Source organism: Mycoplasma sp. 4079 (assembly GCF_047785185.1).
Lineage (GTDB): Bacteria > Bacillota_I > Bacilli_A > Mycoplasmatales > Metamycoplasmataceae > Mycoplasmopsis.
In genome coordinates this window covers 147,011-164,712 of record NZ_JBLNNG010000001.1, presented here as the reverse complement: position 1 = coordinate 164,712, position 17,702 = coordinate 147,011, and the positions used below count along the sequence as shown (strand labels likewise).

Annotated in this window: 20 protein-coding genes and 1 tRNA gene; 16 read left to right on the top strand and 5 right to left on the bottom strand. The window is 26.4% G+C overall.

All coding sequences use genetic code 4. From position 1 onward, the window contains the following. Positions 1-132: 132 nt before the first annotated feature. The 5 genes from ACMZI9_RS00585 to scpB are packed head-to-tail and all read left to right on the top strand — an operon-like array spanning position 133 to position 4,393. Entirely contained in the window at positions 133-1,929 is a 1,797-nt protein-coding gene (locus tag ACMZI9_RS00585) for a hypothetical protein (RefSeq protein ID WP_323176490.1), read from the top strand. 55 nt (positions 1,930-1,984) lie between these two features. Next, positions 1,985-2,311, top strand: coding sequence for a 4'-phosphopantetheinyl transferase superfamily protein (locus ACMZI9_RS00580; RefSeq protein ID WP_323176489.1), 327 nt, complete (start codon positions 1,985-1,987; stop codon positions 2,309-2,311). Further along, positions 2,298-3,071, top strand: a complete 774-nt coding sequence (locus ACMZI9_RS00575) for a lysophospholipid acyltransferase family protein (protein ID WP_323176488.1) — start codon at positions 2,298-2,300, stop codon at positions 3,069-3,071. Before ACMZI9_RS00580 ends, ACMZI9_RS00575 begins: the two co-directional genes overlap by 14 nt. Beyond that, positions 3,061-3,831: a segregation/condensation protein A gene (locus ACMZI9_RS00570; protein WP_323176487.1), complete on the top strand. Its 771-nt coding sequence runs from the start codon at positions 3,061-3,063 to the stop codon at positions 3,829-3,831. Before ACMZI9_RS00575 ends, ACMZI9_RS00570 begins: the two co-directional genes overlap by 11 nt. After that, complete coding sequence (gene scpB, locus ACMZI9_RS00565; RefSeq protein WP_323176486.1) at positions 3,821-4,393, top strand: SMC-Scp complex subunit ScpB; 573 nt, start codon at positions 3,821-3,823, stop codon at positions 4,391-4,393. Before ACMZI9_RS00570 ends, scpB begins: the two co-directional genes overlap by 11 nt. A gap of 118 nt (positions 4,394-4,511) precedes the next feature. On the opposite strand, the gene ACMZI9_RS00560 is transcribed toward scpB, so the two are convergent. Beyond that, a complete protein-coding gene (locus ACMZI9_RS00560; RefSeq protein ID WP_323176485.1) occupies positions 4,512-4,817 on the bottom strand; it encodes a hypothetical protein in 306 nt (101 codons plus the stop codon). A gap of 269 nt (positions 4,818-5,086) precedes the next feature. On the opposite strand from ACMZI9_RS00560, the gene ACMZI9_RS00555 reads away from it, so the two are divergent. From ACMZI9_RS00555 to ACMZI9_RS00525, 7 genes are all read left to right on the top strand, one after another. After that, positions 5,087-5,965, top strand: a complete 879-nt coding sequence (locus ACMZI9_RS00555) for an RluA family pseudouridine synthase (protein WP_323176484.1) — start codon at positions 5,087-5,089, stop codon at positions 5,963-5,965. A gap of 2 nt (positions 5,966-5,967) precedes the next feature. Next, positions 5,968-6,270: a glutamyl-tRNA amidotransferase gene (locus ACMZI9_RS00550; RefSeq protein WP_323176483.1), complete on the top strand. Its 303-nt coding sequence runs from the start codon at positions 5,968-5,970 to the stop codon at positions 6,268-6,270. Beyond that, on the top strand, positions 6,270-7,598 hold the full coding sequence (locus tag ACMZI9_RS00545) for an amidase family protein (protein ID WP_416099039.1): 1,329 nt from the start codon (positions 6,270-6,272) through the stop codon (positions 7,596-7,598). The genes ACMZI9_RS00550 and ACMZI9_RS00545 overlap by 1 nt, the downstream gene beginning before the upstream one ends. Further along, positions 7,591-9,021, top strand: a complete 1,431-nt coding sequence (gatB, locus tag ACMZI9_RS00540; protein ID WP_323176481.1) for an Asp-tRNA(Asn)/Glu-tRNA(Gln) amidotransferase subunit GatB — start codon at positions 7,591-7,593, stop codon at positions 9,019-9,021. Before ACMZI9_RS00545 ends, gatB begins: the two co-directional genes overlap by 8 nt. Further along, the gene (locus ACMZI9_RS00535) at positions 8,996-10,090 is read left to right on the top strand and encodes a YihY/virulence factor BrkB family protein (RefSeq protein WP_323176480.1); all 1,095 of its coding nucleotides are present in this window, start codon (positions 8,996-8,998) and stop codon (positions 10,088-10,090) included. The genes gatB and ACMZI9_RS00535 overlap by 26 nt, the downstream gene beginning before the upstream one ends. A 46-nt stretch (positions 10,091-10,136) precedes the next feature. Next, the gene (locus ACMZI9_RS00530; RefSeq protein ID WP_323176479.1) at positions 10,137-10,970 is read left to right on the top strand and encodes a GNAT family N-acetyltransferase; all 834 of its coding nucleotides are present in this window, start codon (positions 10,137-10,139) and stop codon (positions 10,968-10,970) included. An 84-nt stretch (positions 10,971-11,054) separates the two neighbouring features. Further along, the gene (locus ACMZI9_RS00525; protein WP_257089537.1) at positions 11,055-11,351 is read left to right on the top strand and encodes an HU family DNA-binding protein; all 297 of its coding nucleotides are present in this window, start codon (positions 11,055-11,057) and stop codon (positions 11,349-11,351) included. On the opposite strand, the gene recU is transcribed toward ACMZI9_RS00525, so the two are convergent. The 4 genes from recU to ACMZI9_RS00505 all read right to left on the bottom strand — a co-directional run bounded on the left by recU (position 11,348) and on the right by ACMZI9_RS00505 (position 13,897). Next, positions 11,348-11,842: a Holliday junction resolvase RecU gene (gene recU / locus ACMZI9_RS00520; protein WP_257089540.1), complete on the bottom strand. Its 495-nt coding sequence runs from the start codon at positions 11,840-11,842 to the stop codon at positions 11,348-11,350. The genes ACMZI9_RS00525 and recU overlap by 4 nt on opposite strands. Then, a complete protein-coding gene (locus ACMZI9_RS00515) occupies positions 11,832-12,932 on the bottom strand; it encodes a ComEC/Rec2 family competence protein (RefSeq protein ID WP_416099037.1) in 1,101 nt (366 codons plus the stop codon). The genes recU and ACMZI9_RS00515 overlap by 11 nt, the downstream gene beginning before the upstream one ends. A 278-nt stretch (positions 12,933-13,210) precedes the next feature. Then, positions 13,211-13,720 carry an MAG0490 family ComEA-like DNA-binding protein gene (locus ACMZI9_RS00510; RefSeq protein WP_323176477.1) on the bottom strand — a complete coding sequence of 170 codons (510 nt, stop codon included), beginning with the start codon at positions 13,718-13,720 and terminating at the stop codon, positions 13,211-13,213. An 86-nt stretch (positions 13,721-13,806) separates the two neighbouring features. Beyond that, positions 13,807-13,897: transfer RNA gene (locus ACMZI9_RS00505), tRNA-Ser, on the bottom strand. A gap of 107 nt (positions 13,898-14,004) precedes the next feature. On the opposite strand from ACMZI9_RS00505, the gene dcm_N reads away from it, so the two are divergent. The 4 genes from dcm_N to ACMZI9_RS00485 all read left to right on the top strand — a co-directional run bounded on the left by dcm_N (position 14,005) and on the right by ACMZI9_RS00485 (position 17,604). Further along, the gene (dcm_N, locus tag ACMZI9_RS00500; RefSeq protein WP_416099034.1) at positions 14,005-14,409 is read left to right on the top strand and encodes a DNA (cytosine-5-)-methyltransferase N-terminal subunit; all 405 of its coding nucleotides are present in this window, start codon (positions 14,005-14,007) and stop codon (positions 14,407-14,409) included. After that, positions 14,354-15,199, top strand: a complete 846-nt coding sequence (gene dcm, locus ACMZI9_RS00495) for a DNA (cytosine-5-)-methyltransferase (protein ID WP_416099032.1) — start codon at positions 14,354-14,356, stop codon at positions 15,197-15,199. The genes dcm_N and dcm overlap by 56 nt, the downstream gene beginning before the upstream one ends. A 5-nt stretch (positions 15,200-15,204) precedes the next feature. Further along, positions 15,205-16,449 carry an MAG4270 family putative restriction endonuclease gene (locus ACMZI9_RS00490; protein ID WP_323176475.1) on the top strand — a complete coding sequence of 415 codons (1,245 nt, stop codon included), beginning with the start codon at positions 15,205-15,207 and terminating at the stop codon, positions 16,447-16,449. A 66-nt stretch (positions 16,450-16,515) separates the two neighbouring features. After that, entirely contained in the window at positions 16,516-17,604 is a 1,089-nt protein-coding gene (locus tag ACMZI9_RS00485) for a M42 family peptidase (protein ID WP_323176474.1), read from the top strand. The last annotated feature ends 98 nt before the right edge of the window (positions 17,605-17,702 follow it).

The following is a 17,702-nucleotide window of genomic DNA, read 5'->3' as shown; positions in this document are numbered from 1 at the left end:
GGTTTAAAAGTATATTAAGATGTATTCAGACATTTTAATGAATTATTAAAATAACTATTCAGTTTTCAAAGAATATTTAGCACCTTTAATGGTGTTTTTTTATTTTATTAAAAAATATTATAATTTTAATATATGACAAAAATCAAAAGAACAAATATTTCTAAAAGAAACGTAAAAAGACGCCAACAATGACATCTTCAGTTAAAGAAAGACAAAGAATTAAACAAACTTTATTTACGCAGAAGGCAAATAGGTAATGTGATTAATGCATCAAATACCCTTGTAGTGAAGTTGACGAATGAAGAATTATCATCTGAATTTGAGAATAAAATTGAAAGAGTAAATAAAGAATTGAAGAAATTCATTTATTTTCAAGATGTAAAATTTATTTTATATTTTGTGAAGCAAAGATTAGAATTAATAAATAAAGATAATGATAAGTTATCATATAGATTTATAGGTTTTGACTTATTTGATATCTTGTTTAAAGAAATGAGATTACTATTCAAAACAAAAGATATAGATCATAAATTATTTTACAAAGTCATAACAGATATCATTTCGAATAAAATATCAAATATTGATTTACTGAATGAAAAAATTTCAAAATATAATCCTGCAAATACTAATGATGAGTTCATTAATGACATTTTATTTGAGAAAGTAAATCAAAATAAAGAAATTATTTTGCAAAATTTAAATAGATTTGTTCATAACTTCACAAAAAGAGACAGAATTCACAAATTCAATAAATACATTTACTTACATATTACAAATATTACGGAAAAGCATTTCAAAAATAAGAAATTTATTTTCAATAATTTAAATCAAATGATAAAAACATCAGATGAACATTACACTATAATAACACATACAAATTGAGTAGGTATACCTATTAATGTTTTCTTATTCAAACATCTTCCTTATGCAGATAAGGATAAACTAATTTTAGATACTATTCAGTTATATAAAAGAGATGATAAAAGTATTTCAGTTATTCCTTATGATTGACCTCTTGACATTGAGAACTTATCAAGTAAAAGTAAGGAGCTTAATAAGTCAGTCGCTAAATATATTATGTATTCTAAAAATATATTTACTGAAAAATTAAATGACCATTACAAAAAGAGAATAAATACAGTTTGATCTAGAGTTTTTAGTAGAAAAGATAGTAATAAAGTAAATATTATTTCTAAGAAACCATTAAATCGTCTAAATTACTTATACATAGAAAGTTCTAAAGATAAAATCAATATAGATAAACAGGATTTAATTTATTTCAACAAATTGATAAATTTCGTAGAAAATAGGGATGACAATTTTGATGTAAGTAGTTTAAATAATATTGAACCAGATGAATATTGTGAAAAAGAAATGAAATATTCAAAAATTAAGAACATTATCAATATAAAAGATGGTTATGAAGCTCCAAAATTATGAGAGAAAATTCGTAGAGATAATAAGAATTTAGGTTTACATTTCGCTTTTACAAATTTCAAAATACCTAAAAAGAAAGATTTAATTGATATATTAAAAAATGATGTAGATAACTATGAAAATAGTCAAATGATGAATATATTGATAAGTAGTTATAAAAAGTTTCTGAAATCATTTGAAGATATGAATGGATTTCTATTTACTAATTTAATAGCTATCTCAATAATTAAAATATTAAAATATATAATAAACTTATTTATTCGTTCAAATCCATATTGTATTTGTGATGAATTTAGTACATCGGAAATTTTACAATTAATTATATTTAATGAAACTAACAAATTCAGTAGTGAAATTAAATATAACCTTCAGAATTCGAAAGAAGATGATGTATTCTTTAACTTTTTAAACAAATATGATCAGTTTGCAAAAATCTTGAAATGAGCATTAATCAAAGAAGACAGTGATGATACTAATACACCTATTACATAGGTAAAAAAGTCTATTTTATACTCCTTTTATCAAATAATTTTATATAATATAAAACATGTTCAAAATAGGTGTGGATGCAACTAATATTAATAGATTTATTAATAAAAAAACATCTTTTATAAATAGAGTTTTATCAACGCAAGAATTAGCAGAATATAATCAAATAACTGATCAAAATTTGAAAGCTAAATTTCTCGCCAGAGCATGAGCTATTAAAGAATCTATTTACAAAATTGATAATAGCTACATCGATTTTCGTAATATTGATTTAGTTAAAAAAAACAATATTTGAGAATTTAAAAACTTCTGTATTTCTATTACATATGTTGATAATTTAGTTATTTCCGTTGCTATTTCTAAGGAGAAAAATGAAAAAATATAATGTAAATGTAATTTTTAAGATGATTTTATTTTCACCAGTGTGATTATTCAGATACTTTTTAATTAAATGAAAAGCTAGAAAATATAGAAAATCACCTGAAACAAGTAAATTAATCGAAAGATATGCTTTCTTACTCAAACTTTCTAAAAAAATGTTAAACCTTTACAATGTGGATGTAAAAATTGAGGGATATGAAAACCTTCCACAAAATGGTTCTGTGTTATTAGTGGCTAACCATAAGTCAAACTTTGACTCTTTAATCTTAATGAAAGCTACAGAGCAACAATCATATGAACAAGGTGCTAAAGCTATGATGCCTACTTTTTTAGCTAAGAGCGAGCTACAAAAGAAAAAAATAGTTAAGGATACTTTGTCACTTTTAGACACTGTTTTTATTGACAGAAAGAGTATTAAAAACAGTTTAAATGCATTAGGAGATTTCGGTGCATTTGTTAAAGTTCAAAAAACATATGGTGTAATTTTTCCTGAGGGAACAAGAGTGAAAAGTGAAGGTTTAGGTGAGTTTAAAGCTGGTGCATTTAGAGTTGCACAAAAAGATTATATGGCAATTATTCCTACTGTAATAATAAACTCTTTAGGTTCTGATAGTGTGCACAAAAAGCAAAGACAGCAAGTTACTGTTAAATTTTTACCAGCATTAAAACCATCTACATTTATGAATCAAGAAACATCAAAATTAGCAGAAAGAGTTAAAGGCTTAATTGAGTCAGAATTATTGAAGGAAAAAGATGAAAACTAATTACACAAATTACGATTCAGAATATAGCTTTAAAGTTGAAAAGTTTAATTTTGATGGACCATTAGATTTATTACTTGCATTAGTTAAAGATAAAAAGATCAGTATTAATGAAATTAACTTAGTAGAAATAGCAGATAGATATTTAGAAATTATTTCTCAATTAAAAGAGCAAGATATTGATTTAGCTGCTGATTATTTAGTTATGGCTGCTACATTACTTAAAATCAAAGCAGCTATGGCAATACAAGAACCAGGACAAGAAATCCCTGAAGAAATTGAAGAAGATAAAAGACAAATTTTGAGACAGTTAGCTGAATATGAACAATTTAAATCGATTAAAGAAGCTCTTAAAACATATGAATTAGATAGACAAGATATTTTCATCAAAGATCCATCAAATGTTGATGAATTTATCGTTGATACCAATGACACTAGGTTAGACGGTCATTCTAACCCAGTTAAATTAATTGCTGTTTTAAGAAAAATGTTTGAAAGAGTTTATGCTCAAAAACTTAGAACAGCAAAATTAGAAACATTTAAACTATCACCATCTGATCAATATGGAATGATTAAAGAGTTACTTAGAAAACATGAAAAATTAACTTTCCAAATGGTCTTTTCACAACCAAGTATGGGACACTTTGTTGTTACATTGCTTGCTGTATTAGTTTTAGCTAAAGAACAATATTTAAAAATAATTCAAGAAAAAGAATTTGAAGAAATCTCAATTATTAGAGGAGAACTTTACGATGAAAAATAAAATTTTAGAAGCACTATTATACATTCAAGGAGATGATGGACTTAACTTAGAACAAGTTAAAGACATTTTCTCACTAGCTACTTTAGCTGAAGCTAAAAAAGTAATGCAAGATTTCTTAAGAGAGTTTAATGACTTAGAAAGAGCGCTTAAAGTAGTTAACTTCAATGATGTTTACAAATTAGCAACTAGAGAAACATTCAAAGATTATGTTACAAAAATGGTTTCAGTTGTTAAAAAACAAAGATTATCAAATGCTGCTATCGAAGTCGCTGGTATCATCGCTTACAAACAACCAGTTACAAAAGGTCAAATTGCATCAATTAGAGGTGTTGCATCTGATCAAGTTGTTAATACACTTTTAATGAAAGGTGTTATTGAAGAAGTCGGGATTTCTCCTACACCAGGTAACCCTGTTCTATATGGAGTTACAAACAAATTCTATGATCACTTCAAATTAACAAGTATGAGGGACTTGCCTAAAATGACTGAATTTAACTATGTAGAAGGTGTAGAAGATGAAAATCAAGACTTTGACTTATTCGGAAGTCAAAGAGAAGAATAATTATATTCAAGATGCAAAATTACTATCACAAATTTAGTGATAGTAATTTTTATTTTTCTGATAAAAGTGACTAAAACGAACAAAGAGTATGCTTTGTCCGTTTCATATTAAAATATTTTTATGAAGCAATTAAAGCTGAAGCGGTTGGTAAACTTATTTGATAGATTTTCTTAGAAGACTCCTCAATTTCTTTTCTAGAAATTGCTTGAGAAGATTTTAACTTATTCAATCAAGTCTCACATATTGATTTGATTTCTCTAATTTTGCTTGCCATTCGTGAAGGTAATGTGTCTATGACACTATTCTCAGGTAATTGAGAATAAGCTGATTGTAATACTGCAGTAAATTGTGTTCTTTCTTCATCTGTGATTTTATCTTCTGGTTCTATTGAGGAACATGATATAGCAAATCCTGTGATAGTCATAGTAGGTGCTAAAACACCTGATAAAATTAATAATTTTCTAAGTTTAATTCGTCCCCTTTATATAAATTAAATTTAATTTAGATAAAATATATAACTTTCGTTTAAGTCTTGGAGACTATATTTTTAGCAATTTTAATATCCATTTTGTATGTTGTTCAATACTTTATTAGGTGGTAAAAAATATGTTTTAACTAAAAGTATTGATATTACATTTTTTATTTTATTTAATAAAATAAAAAAATATAATTACATTAATAAAGCAGGTAGAAATGATAGAAATAAAAGCAACATTAAATGATTCAGGAAGAACAATTTTAAAACTTATTCAAAAATATTTGCCTAATTTAAGTAAAGGATTTGTTGAAAAGTTATTTAGGAAAAATGAAATTAAAATAAATGGATTAAGAAAAATTCAAAAAAATCAAATTGTAAATGAGAATGATACTATCACTATTTATGGTTTAAGTGAATCTGATTTGCATCAAGAATATGAAGTTAAAAAATCAACTCCAGTTAATTTGAAAGTTTTATATGAAGATGAAAATATTTTAGTTTTAAATAAAGGGACTGGAATTTCAGTTCACGATGAAGATGATTCATTAGATGAACAAGTTTTATCATATTTAAAATATGTACCTACAGATAGTTTTAAACCAACGCACGTCGGTCGTTTGGATAAAGAAACAAGTGGGATCATCACTTATGCTAAAACTTATGAGGCCGCTAGACAATTGAATGATAATAGTGAATTCATCATTAAAAAATATATTTTCATCAGTGATATTAAGTTAGATAACTTTTCTGAACATAAACCTTTTGTAGTTAACAATTGAATTTACAAAGATGAATCAAATAAAAAAATGAAAGTTGCAAAAAGTAATATAAGAGACGCTAAGCAAGCGACAACTTTATTTTATTCAGAAAAAAATCGAAAAATTGCACAAATTAAAACAGGTAGAAAGCACCAAATTCGTGTGACTTTATCAAATTTAGGTTTTCCTATTTACGGTGACAAAAAGTATCGTGGTAAAAAAGAAACTAGATTAATGTTACATTCATATTGTGTTAAATATAAAAATATGAAGAATAATTTAAGTTATTTAAATGATTTAGAGTTATATTGCCTACCTAATTGAAAGAAAGGTTAATTATGGAAAAATTAGATATTGAAAAATTAAACCAAATAGTTAAATCATTAATGTTTGAACCTACTAAAGAAGTTCAAGAGCAAATTTTGTTAATTTGAAAAGATATTCAAGACGGAATTAAACTTCTTGACAAACTTGATTTATTAAATGTAAAACCAATGGAAAGAATTAATGAGCAGCCTATTTTAGAACTCTTACGTGAGGATATTGAAGATATGAGTTATTCTGTTTCAAAAGAAAACATTTTAGATAATGCAAAAGAAAAAGATAGTGACTTTATTTTACTTACAAAGGTGGTTAAATAATGAGTAGAGAATTTTTAAATAAAGGTAATTTTGAAACTGCATACAATGAACTTCAAAATGATAACAATAATGCAGTTAGCTGCTTATATGAAAAATCAGAACAAGTTTCAAATTCAAACAATCTACTTAATGGTGTTGTTTTAACTATCAAAGATGTTTTTGCCACAGAAGATAAAATCACTAGAGCTTCAAGTAAGATTTTAGAAAACTTCAAACCTTATTACAATGCTACTGTTGTTGAAAGACTTTTACAAAATGGTGCAATTCCGGTTGCTAAGGTTAATAATGATGAATTAGCTTTAGGAGGTACAGGAACTCATAGTGCTTATGGTTTAATAGTTAACCCTAAGGATGCTAAACGTTATGTTGGTGGTTCTTCATCAGGTTCAGCTGCAACAATGACAAAAAATATAGGAATTGCCTTAGGTTCAGATACTGGAGATAGTGTTAGATTACCTGCTTCATTCAATGGTTTAGTAGGATTTAAACCATCATATGGTGCAATTAGTAGATATGGAATGTTTGCTTATGCTTCATCATTAGATACAGTTGCTTACTTTACCCATAATGTAAATGATGCAATCATTACTGCAAAAGCTGTTTTTGGTAAAGATGACAAAGATATGACTTCAGTTGATGTTCAAATAAACAATGTAATTAAAACAAAACCAAAATCAGTAGTCGCTCTTGATTTTAGTTCATTAACAAAAGATTATGTGAATGCAAGATTTAACCAGTTACTCGAAAAATTAAGAGAGCAAGGTATAGAAGTCAAATTAATGCAGCCAGATTTTGATATTTTAAACACAATTTCTATTGTTTACAAAATCATTTCTTTCTCTGAAGCTAGTTCAAATTTAGCTAACTTAAATGGAATAGCTTTTGGTTCAAGGGTTGATGGAAACTCTTGAGAAGAAGTTATGTTTAATACAAGAAGTCAAAAATTTGGAAAAATGGTTCAAGAGAGATTAAGTTTAGGAAGTTACTTTTTATATTCAGAAAATCAAGAAGAAATTTTTATTAAAGCTCAAAAAGCCAGAAGAGTTATTACTAAATACTTTGAGGACTTAAAAACACAAGGCGATGTTTTAATCTTTCCGGCTTACGTAGGTATTGCTCCATTATTTGAAGATAAATCAAAAAATGGTGTTATGGACTTTATTTTAACTGGTGCAAATTTATCAGGTCACCCATCAATAACAATTCCATTAGGGGAATATGAAAATATGCCATATAACTTAGCTCTTGAAACAAAATTATATTCAGATGAAAAATTATTAGGTTATGCAGAATACTTTGAAGAACTTATAGGAGATTTAAATGAATAATTTTGAAACTATTATAGGAATTGAAATTCATGTTGAATTAAAAACTAAAACAAAAATGTTTTCACCAGCCGGAATTGACTTTAATGCAGAACCTAATACAAAAGCGCACCAAATTGACTTAGCTTACCCAGGAACATTGCCTCAAGTTAATAAAAAAGCAGTTGAATACGGAATCAAACTTGCAAAAGCTCTTAACATGCAAATTGATGATGAATTACATTTTGATAGAAAAAACTACTTTTATCCAGATTTACCAAAAGGTTATCAAATTACACAGTTTTTTAGACCAATCGGAAGCAATGGTTATGTAGAAATTCAAACTTCAGATGGATTAAAACAAATCGGTATTGAAAGAATTCACCTTGAAGAGGATACTGCAAGACAACACCACGATGATTTAGTTACAAAACTGGATTATAATAGAGCCGGAATCCCTTTAATTGAAATTGTTACTTACCCAGTGATTAGAAGCGGCGAGGAAGCTGCATTATATGTTGATATGATTAGAAAAATTGTGCAATTTTTAGATATTTCTGAAGGTAAGTTAGAACAAGGGACATTAAGAGCTGATATTAATATTTCGCTTAAACCTTATGGTGTAGATAAATTTGGTACAAAAGTTGAAATAAAAAATATGAACTCAATTTCTAACATCAAAAAAGCAATTGATAATGAAATTAAAATTCAAAAAGAAAAACTTCTTAAAGGTGAAGAGATATTACAACAAACAAAACGTTTTGATGATCAAACTAACACAAACGTGGTCATGAGAACTAAAACAGGTTCTGTTGATTACAAATATTTTGCAGATCCAAACATTCCGATCATTAAGTTATCTCAAGCATTTATTAATAATGTTAAATTAAATGAGCTTCCAAACCAAAAAGTAAAAAGATATAAAGATGCAAATATTGCAGATATTTACATTAACAGTTTAATTGATGATATACCATTAGCTAATTACTTTGACTCTATTGATTATGATAATAAGGAAGCTTTATCAAAAATTTTCTTCTCAGAAGTAGTTTCATTAGCAAATGCACAAAATAAACACGTTTTTGATCTTGATATTAAACCTGAATATTTAGTTCAAAGTTTACAATTATTAGATCAAGAAGTTATTTCAAGCAAGTCGCTTAAAAAACTTATAACACTATTACCAAGTTATGAAGGTGACATAAATGACTTATTAGATGCGCACAAATTAAAACAAATAACAGATAAAAATATTATTGCAAGTTATATAGATACAATTATTAAAAATAATATTTCAATGTTAGATGAATATGAAACTAGACCTGAAAGAGTTATTAAATTTATACTTGGCGCATTAATGAAAGAAACTAATGGACAAGTTAATCCACAGTTGTCAAATGATATTGTTTTAGAAAAAATCAATGAGTTTATTAAACAAAAAAACTAATACAAACACTGATTATAATAAGTTAATAAAACTTAAAAATGTAACTAAAAAAACTAAAAAAACCTTTCATCAAAACTTAATTTTTCCTGAAAGATTTACATTTTTCTCAAAGATTTATGAGTTTATAATCAAAAAATGCTTGATTAGATTTTTCGCAAGCATACTGATTTGAGTTAGAAATGAATCAGATCATAGAAAACGTTTAAAAGTGGTGGATAATGTATATAGTAAATTCACAAGTAGTGAATATAACTTTATTTGATTGTCTACTGCATTTTACTTATTAATATCATTTGTCCCTGTAATATATGTGGTTTTCTTGTTAAACATATTTTTCGGTTTTATTCCAGGCTATAACAATCTAGTTGGAAGTAACTTCCAAGATAACTTCATAACAATTATTATGTCAAGATTCATCCCTGGGTCACAAAACTACTTACAAAGCATTCAAATGAAAGATCAAGGTACATCTGCTTTCAATTTACAAGCATTGTTACCTAACATTTTCCTATTTTTATCATCACTATATATATCAAGCACAGGATACGGAAAATTAATTTCAGCAAATAACTATATTTACAAACATAATAAAATTGGTTCATATTGAGGTAATAAAATAAAAGGATTATTCTTAGTTTTATTTGTATCAATATTATTCTGATTTTTCTCAACCATCGATATCATCATTGAAACAAAAATAACAGAAAAATATAATGGAACGATTTGATTAAATACGTTTGTTTATATATTAATTTCATTTGTTTTTGTGTTTGTAATGTTAGTTGGTTTATTCAAACTTATTCCATCATTTAAGTTAACCATTAAATCTATTTATAAAGGAGCTATCTTATCAACCACTCCAATTGTTTTATTAGTATTATTGTTTAAAACAATTAATCAACACATTAACTATGACAAATATGGCGGTCCTGTAGGGTTCTTCCTTACAATTGCATTCTTTATAAACTGAGTTGTTTACTTTATGTTCTTAGGTATTGCTTTCAATAATGCATACTATAAAAACTACATTAGTGAGAGAACAATCACAAAGAGAAATTGATTTATTTAACCAGTATATACTGGTTATTTTTATTGCAAAAGAGTATAATTAAAATATGAGAAAAATGTTAAAGCTAACTAATGACTATAAAGATAGAATTTTAGAATTCCTTTATACACAAGATAAATACCTTAATATGATGTTAATTGCAGATATTGAAACATTTGGTCTAGAAGGCGAAAATATTGATAGTTACATTGATTATGTAAATGAAAGACCTGTTTTAATTTTTTATAGATTCCATGATACATTGTTAATTTTCGGAAGAAAATTAAGAGGTAAATACGAAGATTTAGAGAATATTGTTAAAAAATATAATATCAAGAACTTTGTCTATCAAAAAGAACTTTATAACGAATTAAATAATGCATTATCAGTAATTATTGGGAATAATATTGTACCTACTTATCAATATGTTTTAACTTTGAATAAAAAAGATTTTAAGAAACCGACCAATTTAAAATCAACAATGATTAAAATTTCAGATCTGGAAAATATCGTTGAAAGTAGAAGATTAATTCCTGAATTTGCAGGACTATCATCACATGCGCTTGATATTAAACACTTAAAAAGATCATTTGAAAAAGGTGCATATTGAGGATATGTGCTAAAAGACGAAAATGAGAAAGTTTTATCACATGCATCGATTAACTGTCAATCAAAAGATGCAGTTATGATCGGAGGTGTTTTCACAATTCCTGAAGCAAGAAAGAAAGGCTATGCAAAGGATTGTGTAATGAACATTTGCGAAAGGATACTATACATAGAAAAAACACCTGTTTTGTTTTTCAGTAACAAAATTGCAGGTGCTATGTATTATGGACTTGGCTTCAAAGATTATGATAAGATCGCTTTAACAAAAGTTAAACCTACAATCAAACAAAAATAATTACTTTTATCCCTAAAAATTGTGGAAAAAAGTTTTTTTGTATTATAATATTGTTATTACAAGCTTTTAAAAGGAGACATTGAAATGACTAAAAAAGAATACATTTTAGAAGTTGCAGATCGTGCTGAAATGACACCAAGAGATGTTGAAAGAGTTTTCGATGCTATGGTTTTCGTTCTTAAAGAACAATTAATCATGGAAGATAAAGTTAGATTATCACATTTAGGAATTTTTTCAACAACAGTTAAACCACAAAGAAAAATGGTAAACAAATTCAAAAAATCAGAAAATGATGCTGATTTTATTGTGGTTCCACAAAGACGTGTTGTTAAATATACACCTTCAAAATACTTACGTGAATTAATAGATTTTAAAGCTTAATTTAAAAATGTTAAATATCCAGGAAATTCTAAAAATAACTTTTTAGAATTTCTTTTTATTTCTTCATATTTGACACTACTTTTATTTTTAAAATATTGTAATAATTCTGGAACAGTTATTTTGTAGAACTCATCATATAATGAAAAGTACACAATAGCAAAAGAAATGCCTTTATTGCTATGTATAAGGTTTAAATATTCGATTTGATGTTTCTTAAATAATTTTTTAGTGAGTGAATTATTATTTGTACTCTTGGCTTCAAAACAAATAAATTGACCATTATACATACCTATGTAATCCACTGTTGATTTCTTAATTCTAAATGAACCCAAGACATTATTTTTAGTCTTTGATTGAATATTTTTTATATCAAGAGGAGTGCTCTTTTTCTCAATGAATGCAATGTTCTCTTGTCATAAATAAGCTATAGTGTTGTTGATTATTTTTTCTAAAAACATCCCTCTATTTTTATTATTTGAACTAATTTGCATATTCTAATTTCTCCATTCTTAATTCAAGTTCAGCTATCCTATGTTTTATAAAGTCAGATGATCTGACTTTCTCTAATCTTTTCATTTTTAAGAACATTAATCTGGAAATATAAATGTATATAAAAGGATAAATTATGCAGTATCAAAATTGATAATAAAACTTATATGTAACATTTGCTTTTGATAATAGCTGGATGAAAGATTGCGCTAACTCAGCAAATGGAACTGCAATAAAAGTTATTGGTAAAGTTAAGGTAAAGAAAATAATTAAAAACTGAAATATTGGTGTCAAAATAATTGAGTAAACATAAGATATTAAACTAATTTCTCTTATATATGCACTAATTATGGATATAGAAATGAATCAGGGTACGAAATAACCTGCAAAGAAGTTTGTTGCTTTTTGCTTTCATTTTTTAGGTTTTCAAAATTTATCCAAATCTACATTTAACATAACGATAGTCAAAATATATGATAGTCAATAACCTAAGTTCATAACACTATAAGGCCTAAAAGATAAGAATAAAAATGCTATTACGAATAATGGACAACCGACATTCAATTCTTGATCTTTTTTAAATATTTTTCAAAAATGAATGACAAGTATAAATAAATAAGTTCTTATGATTGACACTGATTTCTTGCAAAATAGAAAATAAATAGTAAGTATAAGAATTTGTAAGATTCCATATTTATCAAATTTTGAAAATATCATTCTAACGAATACGTAAATAGTACCCAGGTGTAGACCGCTAACAATCATTAAATGAACTACTCCCATTTCTTTTAAGTTAGTTAATGTTTCATTATTTGTAGATGTGTTTATACCAAAAATTAATGGGAAAATAAAATCAGAATATGCTTTATTTTTGTTTAGAAAATAGTTATAAAACATATGTCTTAAATTGAATCAATCATTAACAACAATAACTTTGTTAGGTTTAATTAAAAAATCAATTTCATTAGCTAGCAAGTAATTTGATTTTTCTTTAACTTCCTTCAATGTTCCTAAAATAAATATTTTTGAATAGATAGTTATTTGGTCTTTGACAGATTTTAATTCAGACCTGTTGAGTATGAATTTGTTCATAAATTTATCCTCAACATAAAGAGCTTTATCCGACATATCAATCACTGTGTAAGATTCGGAGACACCTTTATTACTGTAGAATCATGCATTTATAATGATATGTTTAAGATTAAAAAATATCAAAAATGTTAATAATATTGCTAACAAAATTACGAAGTCATTTCTTTTTAAAATAATGGAAAAAATAAAGAGTGGAATTAAATATACTAATAAAATTAAATCAGAAGTAACTAGCAATAAACAAAATACAGATAAAATTAAAAAGAAATTAAACCATCTTAAGTTAATTCTATAACCGTTTGTAAGTATTCTATAGTACGAGTAGAAATTCCTTTTATATCTAGCAATTCTCGTCATGAGTGTAAACTTTCATTCTTTTCACGATATTTATAAATTAACTTTGCGACTCTTGAGTTTAGACCTAATCATTTTAAAGTCTCAACATCTTTGATTTCTTCCCATTTTATTTTGTATTTTCTTAAACCAACATTAATGACACTGGATGTAGTTGCTAAATCATCTAGGTTGTAATTACTTATATCTGAACTTGTTTTAAGTTTTACTTTATTAAAAACATCTCTGTATGATAAAGGCTTGTCTGATTCAAATGTAGCAGGAAATAATACATTACCGGCTACTGTATATTTATAAATTTTCTTTTGCTTATTTAGTTCGTCATCTATTTTCTTTGTTTGTTTTATTTCTGTAAATTTAACAACACTTATGAAAACACCTGAGCTTAAACAAATAATTACTAATAATATATTGAATCAACTAATCTTTTTCATACATATATTTAGTAAATTTCTTCAAAAATGAACAAAGTAGTAAAAAAGTGCATAAAAAAACACTCAAAGAGTGATTTGTTAACAATTGGCGGAGCAGAGAGGATTCGAACCTCCGCTGGTGTTGCCACCACTACAGTCTTAGCAGGACCGCCTCTTCAGCCTCTTGAGTACTGCCCCAATAATTTAAAATATTATAATATAAAAAATAGATTTTCTTAACTCAATTAAAAAAATATTTTAACTTATTAATTATGCTTCTCTAATTCCGTTAAAATAAAAAAATCATGAAAAAAGAAATTACATTATTCGAAATGTTTGCAGGAATCGGTTCGCAATACAAAGCATTAAAAAATATATCTAAGAAATTGAATTTTTCAGTTAAATCACTAGGAACATGTGATTTTTATATTGATGCGATTATATCGTATTTAAGTATTCACTACGGTATATTAGAACCAGAAAATAAGTTGACTAAAGAAGAAATGCTTGATAAATTAAACAAGTATCTTTTTTCTGCCGACTCCAAAAAACCAGTTAATAAAAAATACTTTATGAGAATGTCAGAAAACAAATTAAGAAATTTATTCTCTTATCTTTATTCATATGTTAATAATGACTATATGAGTGAAAGATATGGCTTCAGAGAGAGAGAGAGAGAGAGAGAGCGGTACAGACATTACTGCTTATAACACTTTACCTAAAGGCATAGATATTTTTACTTATTCATTCCCTTGTCAAGATTTATCACAACAAGGTAAACAAAGAGGAATTAACGAAAATACAAGATCAGGGTTATTGTATGAAATTGAAAGAATTCTTAAAAATAATTTAGATAGATTACCTAAGGTATTTTTATTAGAAAACGTTAAAGCATTGGTTTCATCTAAATTCAAAAATGATTTTCTCAAATGAATAGATGCATTGGAAACATTGGGTTATAAAAGTTATTGAAAAGTTTTAAATGCAGTTGATTCAGGTTCGGCTCAAAACAGAGAAAGAGTTTTTATGGTTTCTATTTTGGATGGCGAAGATTTTGAATTCATTCAAAAGAATGAAAAAAACTTAATGCTTAATCAAATCATCGATGAAAATGCTGTTCATATCGATCTGACAAAATTATTAACTTTATACAAAAAGACACCATTTACATTAACTAAAAACAAAATCAATAAGTCTAGATTATTGGGGTACACTAATTTCAATAGTGAATCTTACATTTATAAAACAGATCACAAAGGTCCTACATTAACAGCTTCTGGTGCAAATGCAAGACTGAAATTCTTATTAGAAGAAGATAAATTAGTTTTAATAAATTCAGAAGAAGCATATCTATATATGGGGTTCGATAAAGTTGATGCATTAAAGGTTCGTCAAACCGGTTTAGTTAATGAAAATAAAATGATTTTTACAGCTGGAAACAGCATATCTGTAGAAGTTTTAGAAGATATATTTACTGAAGTTATTAAAAAATATTTTTAATTATTATGAATTTTGAATCTAGTGAATTTGTAAATTTAAAAAAACAAATTAAAATTTATAGCATTTTAAACGTATTTTCTAAAGAAAACAGCAAAAATCATTTTAATGCAAAAATCTATTGCTTTTTTGATTCAAATGGACTATTAATTTATTGATACATAAAATTTCTTGCAGGTACATCCTTAGATTTAAAAACTACTACAAGATGATTTAAGGATAAAACCACCACATTTAAATGTAGGGAAAAATTATTTTCGCTTATCGGCAACAGTTTAAAACAAGAACCTAGAGAAAACAAAAATGATAAAAATATCTTATTTTTAAATAATCAGGAATTGACTGCTCTGAATTATTATGTTAATTTTGATTATAAAGGAACTTTTAATAACTTAATTGGTGTATTAAAAGGTAATAATCCAACAGGTAGTTATGAAAAACCCAACAGTTCCGAAGTAAAGTCTAGTTATGAAAATCTAAAAAATAATCCACTTATGTATTTGGATATTATTAAAGACAATTGATATTACAATAGTTTTAAAATGTTTGTAACAAATGAAGATGATTTTAAGAGTCTACTTAGCTCTTTAAAAAATGAAAATGATTTTATTAATTACTTCAAAAATAGTGGTAATAATTCATTTTTACCTATTCAAGATTTAATTCATACAATTGAATACGAAAATAAAACGAAAGGTCTTAATGATGATGAAACTAGAAAAGAATTTAGAAATAAAATTCAAAGAGTCAAAAAATCACTAGAAACATTATTTAAAATTCAAAATGAAATAGAAAATCAAATTTCAAGAACTAGATCAAAAGTCCAAAAAATTCCTACTGAATCAATTCAATCATTTAATTTAGAAGAAAATACAATAATTGAAAGAGCTCATATTTATCCTGTTTACAAAATAAGGGAAAGAATAAGAAATGAAACAGAAAAATTATTTTCCAAAAACATTGTTGATTCAAGAGATAAATTTAAAACAGATGCATTAACGATGATTTCTGATGTAAATAATTTGTTAAATTTATCACCTGATATTCACAAAATTTATGATAAACAGAATCTTATTTATTGAGACGCAAGTGGAAAGTTGTGCTTTATTCGCAAGGATAAAATTTCAAATGATAGTCAAGAAAAGTTAAGTAAATCATTTAATCAAATTAGAAATTTAACACCTGAAATGAAGAAATATTTACAAATGTATTTTGATGAAATAGCAAGTACTTATATTCATAAAAAAGATTAGCTTATGTGTGGAATAAAAGCTAAAAATGTATAAAATTTATAACATCTATAAATATAAGGAGTTTGTATGGAAAAAAAATATGAAAAATTAGCTTCTAGATTAGAAAAATATATGTCAATTGAAGCTATTTCTAGATTTGAAGAACCAGTTGCAGATGAATTAAGAAAAAACATTAAACCAGGTTTTGAAATTTCACGTGATGCATTTGGTTCAATTATTTTCTTCAAAAAATCTAAAGTTGCTAATGCACCTAAAGTTATGTTAGCTGCTCACATGGATGAAGTTGGTTATATGGTTAAATCAATTGCTGAAAACGGAAACATATTAGTTACAACAATTGGTGGAGTTTGACCATCTGTAGTTATTGGGACAAAAGCAGTTGTAGTTTCATCAAAAACAAATGAAAGATTTTATGGTGTATTCGGACACACAAGTATCCATATTATGGATAGAGACAAAATCACAGTTGCACTTAAAGAATCAGACTTATTTGTTGATTTAGGTTTCAAATCTAAAAAAGAAGTTGAAGAAGCACACATTCAAATTGGGGACAAAATTTTCTTATCTGGAGAAACAATTCATTTTGCAAATAACATTATTGGTGGAAAAGCAATGGACAATAGAGCAGGTGTGACTGCTTTAGAATTTATTGCAAATAATATTGCTGATTTAGAATTAGGATGTGATGTTTACTTAGTAGGAACAGTTCAAGAAGAAGTTGGAACAAGAGGTGCTAAAACATCAGTTTCAATCATTAATCCAGATGTTGCTTTTGCTGTTGATACAGGTGCTGCACACGATACAACAGGTGCAAAACCTGGAACACCAGTTTTAGGTAAAGGAGTAAGTCTTTTAGTTAAAGATGGTGGAACATTGCCAGATCCAAAATTAATTAATGTATTAACAAATATTGCTGCTACAAAAGAAATTCCAGCTTACAAATATGTTGCCGAGGGTGGAGGAACTGATGCAGCTGAATTACAATTTGCTCCTGGTGGTGCTGCAGTTATGACAATTTCAATCCCACAAAGATACTTACACAGTCCAATTGGATTAGCTTCACTTGTTGATATTCAAGCTACAATTGATTTAATGACTGAATTTATCAAAGCATTTGATAAAGAAATGTATGAAGAGAAATTAGCTTACAAATAGTATTGATTTTTGAAATTAAAAGTAGATAGAAAAGCTATCTGCTTTTTTGCTTTTAATTAGTTTTTAGACAGCTTGATAAGGCTATCATTTAGAGCTAA